The following is a 12908-nucleotide window of genomic DNA, read 5'->3' on the forward strand; positions in this document are numbered from 1 at the left end:
CAGTGCGACGCGCCCCCGTGCGCGAGAAGAGAGTGCCCGGCTTGTCCGAGACCGTCCTGACCCCTGACGACACCGAGAACACCGAAGAGACCGCGTCGTTCGCCGGCCTGAAGCCCGAGCTGGTCGCCGCCCTCGCGGCGCAGGGCATCACCGCCCCGACGCCCGTCCAGCAGGCCGTCATCCCCGACGCGCTCGCCGGCCGCGACGTCCTGGGCCGCGCCCAGACCGGCTCCGGCAAGACGCTGGCGTTCGGCATCCCCGTGCTCGAGCGGCTCGCTGGCCGCCGCAGCCGTCCGTGCCACCCGCGGGCGGTCGTCGTGGTGCCGACCCGCGAGCTCGCCACGCAGGTCACCCGCTCGCTGTCCCCGCTCGCGCAGGCCGTGGGCCTGCGCCTGACGACGGTGTACGGCGGCGTCCCCTACGAGCGGCAGGTCCGTCAGCTGCGGCAGCGCGCCGACATCGTGGTCGCCACCCCCGGGCGCCTCGGCGACCTGCTGGAGAACGGCTACTGCTTCCTCGACGACGTTCGGCTCACGATCCTCGACGAGGCCGACCACCTCTGCGACCTGGGCTTCTTCCCGGTCGTCGACGAGCTCGTCGGGAAGACCCCGGCCGGCTCCCAGCGCCTGCTGCTGAGCGCGACCCTCGACGGCGACGTCGACACCCTGGTGCGCCGCCACCTGAGCGAGCCCCGGCTGCACGAGCTCGACCCGAACGCCGGCGCGGTCACCACCATGACCCACCACACCCTCGTGGTCGGCGGCTTCCGCGAGAAGGTGGACGCCGCGGTGGACCTCGTCCGGGCCAACGGGCGCACGATCGTGTTCACCCGCACGCGCGACGGCGCCGTCGAGCTCGCCGAGGCGCTGGAGAACGCCGGCGTCGGTGCGGTGGACCTGCACGGCGACCTGTCCCAGCGCGTCCGCGAGCGCAACCTCGCCCGCTTCTCCTCCGGCGGCGCGACCGCCGTGGTCGCGACCGACGTCGCCGCCCGCGGCATCCACGTCGACGGCGTGAACCTGGTCGTCCACTTCGACGCGGCGTCCGACCCCAAGGCGTACCTGCACCGCTCGGGCCGCACGGCCCGCGCCGGCACCGCCGGCACCGTCGTCACGCTGACGACGCCGAAGTTCCTCGCCGCGGTCGTGCGCCTGCAGAAGGGGGCGGAGGTCGAGGTGCTGCACCACGACGTCCGCACCGCGCCGCGCCCGATGACCGCCGAGGCCCTCGACGCGTCGGGCACGTCGGCGCCGCCGACCCGCACCGGTCCGGGCGCCCGCAGCGGCGGGCCGCGGTCGGGCGGACCGCGCCCGGGCGGCTTCCGCCAGGGCGGCCCGCGCCGCGACGGTGGCCCCCGTTCGGGCGGCCCGCGCTCGGGTGCTCCCCGTGCGGGCGGGCCGCGCCGCGACGGCGACCGTCCCGACGGTGGCTACCGGGGTCGGCGCGACGACCGCGCGACGTCGGGTGCCTCGGGTTCCTCGGGCAAGCCCGCCGGCGCGTCGGCGTCGGGCAAGAAGCAGCGGTGGAACCGCGAGCAGCGCGAGGAGCGCAGCGGCCGCTGACGCGACCCACCCCGCCCGGAGGGGGAGAGAACGCGGACCGGGTCCAGGAGAACGCGGACGGGACGAGCCTGCACGACTCGTCCCGTCCGCGTTCTCTCGCGACCGGTCCGCGTTTTCCCGCGACCGGTCCGCGTCGTCCGACCCCGCTCCGGCGGGCGGGGCTCACGGCGCCCCGCGGTTCTCCTCCAGCTTGGGCAGCACGTCGCCGAGCTCGTCGCGCACGAGCAGGTCGGTGCGGACCTGCCCGGCGCGGTAGGACGCGCGTCCGACCATGTGCGAGGCGACCGGCGCCGTCACCATCTGGAAGGTCGCGACGAGCACGAGGATCGCGGTCGCCGCGGGGTCGCGCAGGATCAGTGCGAGCCCGAGCACGACGAGCAGCAGCCCGAGCACCTGCGGCTTCGTCGCGGAGTGCATCCGGGTCAGCAGGTCGGGGAAGCGCAGCAGGCCGATCGCGGCCACCAGGCTCAGGAACGCGCCGAGCAGCAGGAAGATCCCGCCGGCGATGTCCAGGACGTTCGTCATCGGCTCATCCTCCTGGCCCGCAGGCTCTTCTCGCGCAGGCTGCGCTCGCGGCGCTGCGCGAGCCGGGCGCGGTTGTCGGGGTCGTCGCCCTCCTCGGCCTCGACGTCGTCGCTGCCGGGGGAGAACCGCGCGACGCTGACGGAGCCGACGAAGCCCAGCAGGGTCGCCATCAGCAGCAGCGGCATCGTCTCGGAGCTGCGGTCGATGGCCGCCTCGAGCGCGATCGCGCAGATGCTGATGGCGATCAGCACGTCGAACGCGATGGCGCGGTCGAGGATCGTCGGGCCGAGGGTCATCCGCAGCACGACGAGCAGCGCCGCCACCCCCAGCAGCAGCCCACTGGCCACGAGCAGGACGGTCATGAGGGAACCTCCTCCGAGAGCTCGAAGTCGCCGAAGGCGTCGACGACACGCTTCTCCTGGGCCAGCACGCGCTGGCGCACGGCCTCCACGTCGTCGTCGTTGCGCACGTCGATGGCGTGCACGAACAGCGAGTGCGTCCCGCGGTGCACCTCGACGACGACGCTGCCCGGCACCAGCGAGACGAGCTCGGCGACGACGGTGAGCACGAAGTCCGACTCGCTGCGCAGGCGCACGCCCACGAGCGCGTTGGTCAGCGGCTTCGGCGGGAACAGGGTGGTCCAGGCGACCTGGACGCTCGCCACGACGATGTCGAAGTGGAAGCGCGCCACCAGCACCACGAGGGGCCACGGCCGGAGCCGCATCTCCAGGCGCAACGGCGGCAGCGGGAAGACGAGGCAGACCAGGACGGCGACGACGACACCGCCGAGGAGCGAGAAGGGCGTGTAGGTGCCCCACAGCACCCACCACACGAGCGCGAGCAGCAGCACCATCGGCCACTGCACGGCGCGGTAGCGCGCCAGTCGCTGCTTGCCGGAGCGCGTGGTCCTCATCTGGGGGCTCACGGCGCCTCCCCCAGGACCGAGGAGAGGTACGGCGTGCGCTCCTGCAGGTCCTCCGCCGCCCGGTCGGTGAAACCGAAGAGCGGACCGGCGAGGAACGAGATCGCGACGCTCACCGCGACGAGCGCGGCGGCGGGCACGACCATCGAGCCGGGCAGGCGGCTGGGCAGGGCGTCCTCCTCGAGGAGCTGGTGGAGGTCCTTCTCCGGGGCGTCGGAGTCGACGACCCGTGCAGCGTCGGCGACGTCGTTCTTGTCGAAGGCCACCGAGCCGACGTGCACGTGCCCGCGGTGGCGGACCATGTGCGGCGCACTGGCGCCGTTCTCGTCCTGGGGATCGACGCCGGAGGGGAGCAGCTTCATCATCTCGTGGGCCTGGGCCGGCGAGCGCCAGAAGGCGAGCGCCCACGTCTTGGCCACGGCGTACAGGGTCAACAGGCTGGTCAGGGTGCCGCCGGCGACGAGCAGGTACGCCATGGGGGAGCCGTCCGCGATGCCCGCCTGGAACAGCCCGACCTTCCCGAGGAACCCGGAGAGCGGCGGGATCCCCGCGAGGTTCATCGCGGGGATGAAGAAGAGCACGCCGAGCAGGGGGGCCAGCCGGGCCAGACCGCCCAGGCGTAGCAGGGCGGTGCTGCCGGCGCGGCGCTCGATGAGACCCAGCACCAGGAAGAGCGCGGTCTGGATGGTGATGTGGTGGGCGATGTAGAACACCGCTCCCGACAGTCCGTCCGTGGTCGCCAGCGCGACGCCGAAGATCATGTAGCCGATGTGGCTGACCAGCGTGAAGGACAGCATGCGCTTGATGTCCGACTGCGCGATCGCGCCCAGGATGCCGACGATCATGGTCGCGAGGGCCGCGACCATCAGCAGGTCGGTGAGGGGACTCTGCGGGAACAGCAGGGTCTGCAGCCGCATGATGGCGTACACGCCGACCTTGGTGAGCAGGCCGGCGAACACGGCCGTCACCGGTGCCGGCGCGGTCGGGTAGCTGTCGGGCAGCCACAGCGACAGCGGGAAGACGGCCGCCTTGATCGAGAACGTGACGAGCAGCAGCAGCTGCAGGGTGAGCGCCACGCCGTCGGGCAGCTCCTCGACCCGCACCGCGATCTGCGCGAGGTTGAGGGTGCCGACGGCGGCGTAGACGGCGGCCAGCGACAGCAGGAACAGCATCGAGGACGTCACGTTGACGACGACGTAGATCGTGCCGGCCCGCACGCGTGGCCCGGTCCCCCCGAGCGTCAGCAGGACGTAGCTGGCGAACAGCAGCATCTCGAAGCTGACGAACAGGTTGAACAGGTCGCCGGCGAGGAAGGCGTTCGCGACGCCGGCGACGAGCACCAAGAACGTCGGGTGGTAGATCGAGACCGGGGTCTCGGACTCGTCGCCCGTCATGCCCTGGCCGATCGAGTACGCGAGGACCGCGAGCGTCACGACCGAGCTCACGAGGAGCATCAGCGCCGCGAGCCGGTCGGCGACCAGCGCGATGCCGAGCTGGTCCCAGGCGCCGAGCCAGACGACCTGCGGGCCCTGCTGGTCGGCCGCCACGAGCAGCACGACCGCGATCGCGACGATGGCGACGAGCACGACGAAGGTGACGGCTCGCTGGGCGCCGGGACGGCGCGAGAGCATCAGCGCCAGGCCGGCGCCGAGCAGCGGCAGCAGGACGGGGAGCGGTACGAGGCTCGTCATGGTCACGGTGCGCCCTCCTCCTTGACGACCGCGGCCTCTTCGCCGGGCTCGTCGTCGTCCTGGTGGCCCGTGGTGAGCCCGTAGCTGTCGGACGTGAGGTCGTCGATCGCGAGCTTGCGGATCGCTGCGTCCTCCACGTCGTCCTGCACGTCGTCGTGGCCGTTGAGCTGCCAGGACCGGTGGGCCATCGCCAGCAGGAAGGCGATGGTGCCGAGCGTGATCACGATGGCGGTGAGCACGAGGGCCTGCGGAAGCGGGTCGGACATGTCCTCGGGATCGGACGAGCCCACGATCGGCGACGTGCCGGGCCGCCCGCTGGCGATCATGAACATGACGTTCACGCCGTTGCTCAGCAGGACGAGCCCGACGAGCACGCGGGTGATGCTGCGCTCCAGCAGCAGGTACACGCCGCAGCCGACGAGCGCGGCGACGACGACCGCCAGGGTGAGGTTCACCTGCACGTCAGACCACCGCGCCCTTCCGGCCGGCCTCGGCGACCTGGTCGCCGCGTGAGCCGCCCGAGCCGTCCCGCTCGGCCCGCAGGATCTGCCGGTCGAGGCGGGACCCGAAGGTCCGGAGCAGGTCCAAGATGAGTCCCACCACCACCAGGTAGACGCCGATGTCGAAGAAGATGGACGAGACCAGGTGCGGCTCGCCGAGGAAGCCGAGGTCGAGGTAGTAGTCGGCCGTCTGCTGCGGGAGGCCGCCGAAGGCCATCGGGGCGAGCCCCGACGCCGCGGCGATGAAGAGGCCGGTGCCGATGAGGATGCCCGCGTCGATCGGGGCGGCCTCGTCGAGCTCGTAGCGGCCGCCCGCGAGGTAGCGGATCATCAGGGCCAGACCGGTCACCATGCCGGCCGCGAAGCCGCCGCCCGGCTGGTTGTGGCCCGCGATCAGCAGGTAGATCGCGAAGACCATGATGACGTGGAAGATCAGCCGGGTGACGACCTCGAAGATGATCGAGCGCCGCTCGGGGCTCAGGGTCCGCGGCCCCGGGAGCCACACACGTCGGCCCGGTCGGGTCGGCTGCTTCTCGACGCCGGCGGGGTAGGGGACGTCGGCGACCCGGCGGATGCCGGACATCCGGGTGTCGAGGAAGATCAGGCTGGCCACGCCGGTCGCGGCGACGACGAGCACGGCGATCTCCCCCATCGTGTCCCACGCGCGGATGTCGACGAGCGTCGTGTTGACGATGTTGTAGCCGTACGCGAAGTCGACCGAGGCCTCGGGGAAGGCGTCGGAGATCGGCGTCGCGGTGCGGGCCGCCGCCGCGACGACCATGAAGGCGGCGGCGCCGACGCCGGTCGCGGCCGCGAGGCCCATCCGCCAGAAGCGTTGGCGCGTCAGCGGCCGGTTGGTGAAGTAGTCCGGCAGCCGGCGCAGCACCAGCACGAAGACCACGAGGCAGACGGTCTCGACGAGCACCTGCGTGATGGCGATGTCCGGGGCTCCCTGGACGAGGAAGAGCAGCGCGCAGCCGTAACCGGTGACGCCGGCGAGGATCACGGCGCGCAGACGCCGGCGCGAGCGCACGGTCGCCAGCGCGGCCGCGACGATCACCGCACCGATGATGGGCTGGGCGAAGCGGTCCGCGCCGATGAGCTGGATGTCGAGGGTGGGGTCGCGCAGCGCCTGGATCGCGCCGTAGCCCGGCAGCACCAGCACCGTGATGATGATGACCGCCAGGTAGGTCGCGACCGAGCCGCGCTGGAACGAGCCGGTGACCTCCACCGCGACGCGGTCGACGGTGCGCATGCCGAGTCGGTACGCCCCCTCCGCGCTGGCCCGCGGGGCCATCCGGGCCTGGAAGCGGCACAGGGGCTCGCGCGCGAGGAACAGGGCGGCGCCGACGACCACGGCGCTCACCGAGAGCCACAGCGGCAGGCCGAGGCCGTGCCACAGCGCGAGGTACTCCTCGTGGGCGCCGGCGGGGAGCTCGTCCGCGTACGGGGCGAACGTCGTGGTCAGCAGCGCTCCCGCGAAGCCGAGCCCGAGGCTCAGCGCGGCGAGCAGCACCGGCGAGACCGTGAACGCGGGGTGCGGGGCCTTGACCGCGGTCGGCGCCACGCCGGGCTTGGCCGCGAAGGCGCCCCACAGGAAGCGGATCGTGTAGCCGACCGTCAGCGCGGAGCCGGCGACGAGCCCGACGAGCACGGCCCAGCCGGCTGCCGCGTGCACGCCGGCGGTCTCGCCGTGGGCGAGCTCGACGAGACCGGCGAACACGGTCTCCTTGCCCACCCACCCGAGGACGGGCGGGATGCCGGCCATGGACGCGCCGGCGATGACCGCGGCGACCGCGACGGCCGGCATCTTCCGGCCGACGCCGGAGAGCTCGTGCAGGTCGCGCGTGCCGGTCTGCTTGTCGACGATGCCGACGACGAGGAACAGGGTCGCCTTGAAGAGGGCGTGCCCGAGCAGGACGGCGAGGCCGGCCAGCGCCGCGGTGCGCGAGCCGATGGCGAACACGACGGTGAGGAAGCCGAGCTGGCTGACGGTGCCGAAGGCCAGGAGCAGCTTGATGTCGTTCTGCCGCAGCGCGCGCCAGCCGCCGATCAGCATCGTCGCGGTGCCGAGGGTCAGCAGGGACAGGTGCCACCCGGGGACGGTCGAGAACGCGGGCGCCAGCAGGGCGACGAGGTAGATGCCGGCCTTCACCATCGACGCGGCGTGCAGGTACGCACTGACCGGCGTCGGCGCGGCCATCGCGCCGGGGAGCCAGAAGTGGAACGGGAAGATGGCCGACTTGCTGACGGCGCCCACGAGCAGCAGCAGCACCGCGACCGTCACGGAGGTGCCGCTCGGCGGGTCGGCGAGGATCTCCGTGATCCGGAACGTGCCCGCTGCCGCCCCCAGCATCAGCATCCCGACGAACATCACGAGGCCGCCGAGCGTGGTCACGATCAGCGCCTGCATGGCCGCCAGCCGGCTCGCCCGCTTCGTCGGCTCGAACCCGATCAGCAGGAACGAGAAGATGGTCGTGAGCTCCCAGAACACGAACAGCACCAGCAGGTCGTTCGCGAGCACCAGGCCGAGCATCGCGCCGACGAAGGCCGTGAAGCTGGTGGCGAAGATCGTCAGGCCGGGCGTGCCGTCCTTGAAGTACCAGGCGCAGTACGTCATCACCAGCGTGCCGATGCCGGCCACGATCAGCAGCATCACCCACTGCAGGGTGCCGACGGCGAACGCGAGCTCGAGCCCGAGCGCGGGCACCCACTCCACGACGGAGGTGACGGTGCCGCCGTCGCGGACGTCCGGGTAGAGCGTGAAGGCCCACACGGTCGTCGCGGCGGGCAGGAGGGCGAGAGCGAGGAACGCCCGGCGCCCGATGGTCCGCACGAGGGCAGGGGCCAGCATGGCGGCGACGAGATGGGCGACGGTGACAGCGAGCAAATGCGCGGCCTTCGTGGTCGGCGCAGACCGCGATGAGGGTCGGTGGTCAGCGGGGGCGGGCTACGGAGGTCGGGATCCCTATTCTAGAGGACGCTCCGCGGCTCGCCCGCGCCCGGCTCAGGCCACCGGGCTGAGCGCGAGACGGACGGCGATCACGAGCATGACGACGCCGACGACGGTCTCCAGGACCCGCCAGGTGGCCGGACGTGCCAGCAGCCGGTGGGCGCGCGACGCCCCGTACCCCAGCGCGCTGAACCACAGCACGCTCGCCGCGACCGCGCCGCCCGCGAACCACCAGCGCAGCCCCGGTCCCTCCTGCTGCGCGATCGAGCCCAGCATCAGCACGGTGTCGAGGTAGACGTGCGGGTTCAGCCAGGTGAGCGCCAGCGCGGTCGCGACGGTGCGGACGGCCCCGTGCCCGAGCGCACGTACGCCGTCCCCCTCGCCCACCAGGGCGCCCGGGCGGGCCGCGCGTCGCAGCGCCAGCACGCCGTACGCGGTGAGGAACGCGACGCCGCCCCAGCGCAGGACCTCGATCGCGGTCGGCGCCAGCGCCAGCAGCGTGCCGACCCCGGCGACCCCGGCGACGATCAGCAGCGCGTCCGAGGTCGCGCAGACCGCGACCACCGGGGCCACGTGGCGGCGCAGCACGCCCTGGCGCAGGACGAAGGCGTTCTGCGCGCCGATGGCGACGATGAGGGAGAGGCCGGTCAGCAGGCCGGCGCCGACGGTGAGCAGGCTGGCGGAGATGGGCACGGGTCCGACGCTAGGGTCGCCCAGCCATGAAGTGAAGCGAAGGAATCTGATGATCCGTTAGCGTTGCTTCATGTACCAGCCCGCCCACCTCGCGGCCCTCGTCGCGGTCGTCGACCACGGCACCTTCGACCGGGCGGCGACCGCGCTGCACGTCACCCCCTCGGCCGTGAGCCAGCGGATCCGGGCGCTCGAGACGCAGGTCGGGCAGGTGCTGGTGACGCGGGCGGCCCCGTGCCGGGCCACCCCGGCGGGCGACGTCCTGGTCGGCCTCGGTCGGCAGACCGCCCTGCTCGCCGACGAGGCGGTCCTGCGGCTGGGCGGACCCGCCGGGGTGCGTCGGGCGGCGGTCGCGGTGAACGCCGACACCCTCGCCACGTGGTTCCACGACGTGCTCGACGTCGTCGCGGGCTGGGACGAGGTGGCGCTCGAGATCCACGTCGAGGACCAGGGGCGTTCGACCCGCCTGCTGCGCGAGGGCCGGGTCCTCGGGGCCGTCACCTCCGACGACCAGCCGGTCCAGGGCTGCACCGTGCAGCGGCTGGGCGGGCTGCGCTACCACCCCGTCGCGACGCGGTCGCTGCTCGAGCGGCACGGCGGGGTCGCGGCGCCGGACTTCGAGCGCCTGCCCCTCGTGCGGTTCAACGAGGTCGACGCCCTCCAGCACGACTGGCTCGCCGGGCGGGCGGGGCCGGAGGTCGTGCCGCGGGTGGTGCACCGCGTCCCCACGACCGCCGACATGGGCGAGGCGGTCGTGCGCGGGCTGGGCTGGGGGATGCTGCTGGACACCCAGCTCGAGGCCGTCACCGAGCGGGTACGCGCCGGCGAGCTCGTCGCGCTGGCCCCCGGGCGACCGCTCGTCGTCCCCCTGTTCTGGCAGCGCTGGCGACTGCGCTCCGAGCTGCTCGACCGGCTCGGCGACGCCGTCCTGGCCGCGGCCCCCGGCGACCCGTGAGCGCACCGAGGGCCCCCGGCGTGCGCCGGGGGCCCTCGGTGGTCGGTCAGGGGTGGGTGCGACTCAGAACGCGGCCTCGTCGAGGTCCATGATCGCCAGGTCGACGCCCTCGGCGATCCGGCGCTCGGCGCTGAGGCGCGGCAGGTTGACCTGCGCGAAGAACTGTGCGGCCGCGACCTTGCCCTCGTAGAAGGCCTTGTCGGAGCCCGGGTCGCCGTCCAGCTTCTGCAGCGCGACCTCGGCGCCGCGCAGCAGCAGCCAGCCGCACACGACGTCGCCCAGCGCCATCAGCAGGCGGGTGGTGTTGAGCCCGACCTTGTAGACGTTGCGGATGTCGCCGCCGCTGGAGGCGTCGGCGCCCATGAGGTCGTTGATCATCAGGCCGACCAGGGCGTTGGCGTCGTCGAGCGCGGTCGCGAGCAGCTCGCGCTCGGACTTGAGGCGGCCGTTGCCGGCCTCGGACTCGATGAACGCCTTGATCTCGCCCGCCAGGTGGCCGAGCGCCTGGCCCTGGTCCTTGACGATCTTGCGGAAGAAGAAGTCCTGGCCCTGGATCGCCGTCGTGCCCTCGTAGAGGGTGTCGATCTTGGCGTCGCGGACGTACTGCTCCAGCGGGTACTCCTGCAGGAAGCCGGAGCCACCGAAGGTCTGCAGCGACTCGGTGCCCAGCAGCACCCAGGAGCGCTCCGAGCCGTAGCCCTTGACGATGGGCAGCAGCAGGTCGTTGACGGACTCCGCGAGCCGGTCGTGCTCGCCCGCGGCCTCGGCCAGCTGCACCTTGTCCTGCCACGACGCGGTGTAGAGCACCAGCGAGCGCATGGCCTCGGCGAACGACTTCTGGGTCATCAGCGAGCGGCGCACGTCGGGGTGGTGCGTGATCGTGACGCGGGGCGCGGTCTTCGCCGAGTTCGTCAGGTCGGCGCCCTGGACGCGGTTCTTCGCGTACTCGAGAGCGTTGAGGTAACCGGTCGACAGCGTCGCGATGGCCTTCGTGCCGACCATCATCCGGGCGTTCTCGATGACCTGGAACATCTGGGCGATGCCGTCGTGGACCTCGCCGAGCAGCCAGCCCTTCGCGGGCTCGCCGCCGCCGACCTGCGGGTCGCCGAAGGTGACCTCGCACGTGTTGGAGACCTTGATGCCCATCTTGTGCTCGACGTTGGTCACGTAGACGCCGTTGCGCTCGCCGGTGAGCTCACCGGTCTCGTGGTCGAAGTGGTACTTCGGCACGACGAAGAGGCTGAGGCCCTTCGTGCCGGGCCCGCCGACGCCCTCGACGCCGGCCGGGCGCGCGAGCACGAGGTGGATGATGTTGTCCTGCAGGTCGGACTCGGCCGAGGTGATGAAGCGCTTGACGCCCGTGATGTTCCACGAGCCGTCCTCGTTCGCGGTCGCGCGCGAGCGGCCGGCGCCGACGTCCGAGCCCGCGTCGGGCTCGGTGAGCACCATGGTGGCGCCCCACTTCTTCTCCACGATCAGCTGCGCGATGCGCTTGTCGCGGTCGGTGCCGTTGCGGTGCACGACGCCCGCGAAGGCGGGGCCGGCGGCGTACATCCAGATCGGCGCGTTCGCGCCGAGCACCAGCTCGCCCAGCGCCCACACGATCGAGGACGGGGCCTGCTGGCCGCCGAGGTCCTCGACGATCTGCAGGCGCCAGTACTCCGCGTCCATCCAGGCGTCGTAGCTCTTCTTGAAGCTGGCGGGGATGGGGGCCGTGCTCGTGGCCGGGTCGAAGACCGGGGGGTTGCGGTCGCTGTCCTCGTAGGAGGCCGCGAGGTCCTCGCGGGCGAGGCGCTCGACCTCGCGGAGGATCTCGCGGGCGGTGTCGGCGTCCAGGTCGCCGAAGGGCCCGGTGCCGAGGATCTCGTCCCGGCCGAGCACCTCGAAGAGGTTGAACTCGATGTCGCGCAGGTTGCTCTTGTAGTGGCTCACGGATCCACCTTCGTGCGGGGTCTCGGGGTCGCCGGACGCAGTCGCTACCGGTCAGTAACTTCAATGATCGGCACCCCTGGGCGGAATTTCAAGTCGAAGCGCGCACGGAGTTCGCGACCAGCACGTGAGACACCACCGGGCCTCCTCGGAAGATCAACTTAAGTTTGCTTGTCGACTTATCCGAGTCGATACAGATGAGCGGGAGGTGCGTGGTGGGCAAGCTGGTCGTCCTGGGCGTCGTGGGCTTCCTCGCCCAGCTCGTCGACGGATCGCTCGGCATGGCGTACGGCGTGACGTCCTCGACCCTGCTGCTCGCGGTCGGCATCGCCCCCGCCGCGGCCTCGGCGGCCGTGCACTTCTCCGAGATCGGCACCTCGCTGGTCTCCGGCGTCTCCCACCACAAGCTCGGCAACGTCGACTGGCGCACCGTCGGCATCCTCGCCGCGCCCGGCTTCGTCGGGGCGTTCGCCGGGGCGACCTTCCTGGTCAGCCTGCCGGCCGACGTCGCCCGGCCCTGGGTCGCCGGGATCCTGCTCGCGCTCGGCCTCTACGTCGTCTTCCGGTTCCTCGTGCTCGGCGGGCGCCGCCCGCAGTTCAAGGGCCGCCCCAGCGCCGCCTTCCTCGCGCCGATGGGCCTGTTCGGTGGTGCGCTCGACGCGATCGGCGGCGGTGGGTGGGGTCCCGTGGGCACCACGACCCTGCTGTCCTCGGGTCGGCTCGAGCCGCGCAAGGTCGTCGGCTCCATCGACACCTCCGAGTTCGTCGTCGCGGTCGGGGGCTCGCTCGGCTTCCTCATCGGCCTGGGCGCCGCGGGCATCGAGTGGGAGATCGCGCTCGCCCTGCTCGCCGGCGGCGTGGTCGCCGCGCCGATCGCCGCGTACCTCGTCAAGATCCTGCCCGCGCGGGTGCTCGGCGTCGCCGCGGGCGGGCTCATCGTGCTCACCAACTCCACGACCATCGCGCAGACCCTCGGTCTCGAGGGTGCGGGCGTCGGCGTCCTGGCGGGGGCCGTCGCGGTCCTCTGGGTCGCCGGCATCGTGTGGGCCGTGCGGGACGAGCGTCTGGCCCGCCGCCTCGAGCGGGAGCGGACGGGCGAGGCCGCGCTCGAGCACGCCTGAGCGACTCGGGCCCGGTCCCCGGCCGCGCCGCAGGCGCGCCCGGGGCGCGACTCTGACAGA

The 12908-nt window shown here is 72.5% G+C and carries 11 protein-coding genes; 3 read left to right on the plus strand and 8 right to left on the minus strand.

What is annotated here, in order from left to right; translation table 11 throughout:
- Positions 1-41 precede the first annotated feature (41 nt).
- A complete protein-coding gene (locus RDV89_RS09675) occupies positions 42-1562 on the plus strand; it encodes a DEAD/DEAH box helicase (RefSeq protein ID WP_315732813.1) in 1521 nt (506 codons plus the stop codon).
- 162 nt (positions 1563-1724) lie between these two features.
- Here the strand turns inward: RDV89_RS09675 and mnhG are convergent, their stop codons facing one another.
- The 7 genes from mnhG to RDV89_RS09710 all read right to left on the minus strand — a co-directional run bounded on the left by mnhG (position 1725) and on the right by RDV89_RS09710 (position 8846).
- The gene (gene mnhG, locus RDV89_RS09680; RefSeq protein WP_315732814.1) at positions 1725-2087 is read right to left on the minus strand and encodes a monovalent cation/H(+) antiporter subunit G; all 363 of its coding nucleotides are present in this window, start codon (positions 2085-2087) and stop codon (positions 1725-1727) included.
- Positions 2084-2449 carry an MrpF/PhaF family protein gene (locus tag RDV89_RS09685; RefSeq protein ID WP_315732815.1) on the minus strand — a complete coding sequence of 122 codons (366 nt, stop codon included), beginning with the start codon at positions 2447-2449 and terminating at the stop codon, positions 2084-2086. Before RDV89_RS09685 ends, mnhG begins: the two co-directional genes overlap by 4 nt.
- Positions 2446-3012: a Na+/H+ antiporter subunit E gene (locus RDV89_RS09690; RefSeq protein WP_315732816.1), complete on the minus strand. Its 567-nt coding sequence runs from the start codon at positions 3010-3012 to the stop codon at positions 2446-2448. The genes RDV89_RS09685 and RDV89_RS09690 overlap by 4 nt, the downstream gene beginning before the upstream one ends.
- On the minus strand, positions 3009-4700 hold the full coding sequence (locus RDV89_RS09695; protein ID WP_315733190.1) for a Na+/H+ antiporter subunit D: 1692 nt from the start codon (positions 4698-4700) through the stop codon (positions 3009-3011). Before RDV89_RS09695 ends, RDV89_RS09690 begins: the two co-directional genes overlap by 4 nt.
- A gap of 2 nt (positions 4701-4702) precedes the next feature.
- Positions 4703-5161: a Na(+)/H(+) antiporter subunit C gene (locus RDV89_RS09700; protein WP_315732817.1), complete on the minus strand. Its 459-nt coding sequence runs from the start codon at positions 5159-5161 to the stop codon at positions 4703-4705.
- A gap of 1 nt (position 5162) precedes the next feature.
- Complete coding sequence (locus RDV89_RS09705) at positions 5163-8090, minus strand: Na+/H+ antiporter subunit A (protein WP_315732818.1); 2928 nt, start codon at positions 8088-8090, stop codon at positions 5163-5165.
- Positions 8091-8207: 117 nt separating this feature from the next.
- Positions 8208-8846, minus strand: coding sequence for a LysE/ArgO family amino acid transporter (locus RDV89_RS09710; protein ID WP_315732819.1), 639 nt, complete (start codon positions 8844-8846; stop codon positions 8208-8210).
- A 70-nt stretch (positions 8847-8916) separates the two neighbouring features.
- Between RDV89_RS09710 and RDV89_RS09715 the strand changes: the two genes are divergently transcribed.
- On the plus strand, positions 8917-9798 hold the full coding sequence (locus RDV89_RS09715) for an ArgP/LysG family DNA-binding transcriptional regulator (RefSeq protein ID WP_315732820.1): 882 nt from the start codon (positions 8917-8919) through the stop codon (positions 9796-9798).
- 63 nt (positions 9799-9861) lie between these two features.
- Here RDV89_RS09715 and RDV89_RS09720 read toward each other — a convergent pair whose 3' ends face one another.
- The gene (locus RDV89_RS09720; protein ID WP_315732821.1) at positions 9862-11730 is read right to left on the minus strand and encodes an acyl-CoA dehydrogenase; all 1869 of its coding nucleotides are present in this window, start codon (positions 11728-11730) and stop codon (positions 9862-9864) included.
- 194 nt (positions 11731-11924) lie between these two features.
- Here RDV89_RS09720 and RDV89_RS09725 point away from each other — a divergent pair, with 194 nt between their 5' ends.
- Positions 11925-12848, plus strand: a complete 924-nt coding sequence (locus RDV89_RS09725) for a sulfite exporter TauE/SafE family protein (RefSeq protein ID WP_315732823.1) — start codon at positions 11925-11927, stop codon at positions 12846-12848.
- Positions 12849-12908: the final 60 nt, after the last annotated feature.

The organism is Nocardioides imazamoxiresistens, from assembly GCF_032378595.1.
GTDB classification, from domain to species: Bacteria; Actinomycetota; Actinomycetes; order Propionibacteriales; family Nocardioidaceae; genus Nocardioides; species Nocardioides imazamoxiresistens.